Source organism: Rhodococcus sp. EPR-134 (genome assembly GCF_001647205.1).
GTDB classification, from domain to species: Bacteria; Actinomycetota; Actinomycetes; order Mycobacteriales; family Mycobacteriaceae; genus Rhodococcus_F; species Rhodococcus_F qingshengii.
The window spans coordinates 1-2,014 of the sequence record NZ_LVCT01000790.1; the positions used below are offsets into that span (position 1 = coordinate 1).

The 2,014-nt window shown below is 61.9% G+C and carries 2 protein-coding genes and 1 riboswitch; both genes read right to left on the minus strand.

Features of this window, described 5'->3' with window-relative positions; genetic code table 11:
* On the minus strand, nt 1-767 hold a 767-nt coding region (locus A2J01_RS33840), incomplete at its 3' end, for an FAD/NAD(P)-binding protein (RefSeq protein ID WP_231916231.1).
* Nucleotides 768-771: 4 nt separating this feature from the next.
* Nucleotides 772-865, minus strand: a riboswitch (SAM riboswitch).
* Between the two features lie 78 nt (nt 866-943).
* Nucleotides 944-2,014, minus strand: a 1,071-nt coding sequence (fahA, locus tag A2J01_RS33845; protein WP_064114426.1) for a fumarylacetoacetase, incomplete at its 5' end; no start/stop codon positions are given.

The window sequence follows — 2,014 nt, forward strand, 5'->3', positions numbered from 1 at the left end:
CCACGGCTCTCGGCGAGGAGAACCATCCAGTCGATGAAAGCCAGCCCGAGTCCGGCGATCAGAACCGGTTCGCCGTCGGGAATGACATCGGCGTCGAGATCGGCAGTGTAGCCCGGACCCACATACGTCAACCCGTGATCGGACGCGAAGCTGGTCAGCGCGGTTTCACGTGGGGCAGGCAACGCATCGGGGTGCCCTTGTGCGAGAAGGACGGTCGTCGCGTCGATGACAGCTCCGTCGTCCAGATGAACCGTCTGTGTCTCGCCGACGTTCACGATGTCGACCACGGATCGTCGATGAACTCGAACGTCGACGTGCGCTGGCGCGGAGTCGACTGCAGTCTCGAACACCCAGTTCAGGTATCGGCTCTGCAGTGACCTCGATGCAAACGACGACGGGGTGATCGTCGGAACTTCTGCTGCGATTTCTGGGAATTCGGCAAGCTCAGCCGAGCGCTCGGCGACCCATTCCGCGAGGGTCGGACCCGGCAGCACCGGGCCGATCACGGCGGTGGTCTCGTCGGTGAACATCGTGACGTCCGCTGTTGTCGAATTCATCCACAGAAGCGGCGCCTGGCTGCCTCGCCAAATACGGCCGGCGCCTGCCGGATACGGGTCGACAACGTGAATGTCGATCGGTGTGGGATCGGCGTTCACCGATTCGTGAGCGAGGATCCGCTCGAGTACGCCGGTCCCGCGGGGTCCACCACCCACGATCACGATGACAGCTGCTGTCCCCACTGAGGTACGGGGTCGATCGCCTGGCACGAGTCCTCCATCGGACCTGGCAGAAAGCACCCGCACCTCAGCAGAGGGGGTTGCTGCGACGTCACGGAGCCAGGACTCTCGATCGCTCTGGATGGTTAGTCCAGCTTATCTTCGGAGAATCGTGAGGCAAGGAATTCCGGACATCAGATCAGCGTGAATCAAACAGTTGTCAATCACTATCTTTCGGTTTGCGTTGCAGGCAGGATCCGAGCGTGAACATCCCCGAAGCCGATTCGTGATCCGCCGGCGCCGGGAGCGGTGGCTGAGATGGCGATGGTGTCGCCGTCTTCGAGAAAGGTACGGGTCTCGGAGCCCACAGCTACGGGTTCCTTGCCGCCCCACGTCAGCTCGATGAAGGCGCCGCGCTGATCTTTGTCCGGTCCGGAAATGGTTCCGGACGCGAAGAGATCGCCGGTGCTCGCTGCTGCGCCGTTGATGGTGGTGTGCGCGAGCATCTGCGCAGGCGACCAGTACATCTGGGCGTAGGGCGGCCGGGAGACGACGTGACCGTTCCATTCGACGGCCAGGTCGATGTCCAGCCCCCACTTCTCTTCACCACGCAGATAGGAAAGCGGTTCGGGATCCTGCACCGGAGTGTCGATTCGGGCTGCTTCGAGAGCGAGCAAGGGTACGACCCACGGTGAGATGGAGGTCGCGAAACTCTTCCCCAGGTTCGGACCGAGGGGCACGTACTCCCACGCCTGGATGTCTCGGGCAGACCAGTCGTTCACGACCACGGCGCCGAAGACGTACTCGGCAAATTCGTCCGGGGTGATGGAATCGCCCATCTTCGAGGGAGTTCCGACGATGAACCCCATCTCGGCTTCGATGTCGAGGCGCCGGGACGGTCCGAAGTCCGGGCTTTCCTGATCGGGTGCCTTCCGCTGTCCGCAGGGACGAACGATGTCGGTGCCGGAGACGACGATGGTGCTCGAGCGCCCGTGGTATCCGACGGGAAGATGCTTCCAGTTCGGCATCAAGGGGGCTGCGTCCGGGCGGAACAACCGCCCGAGGTTGGTTGCGTGATTCTCCGAGGCATAGAAGTCGACGTAATCGGCCACTGCGATCGGCAAATGCATTGTCACCGAATCAACGGAAAACACTGCATTCGAGTCTATTTCGCTAGTCACGAGCTCCGTGATCCGGTTTCGCACCGATACCCACTGATCTCGTCCCTGAGCCATGAACGCGTTCAGAGTCGGTTCGGAGAAGACGGAATCACCTAGTGTCGCTGCGAGATCGACCAC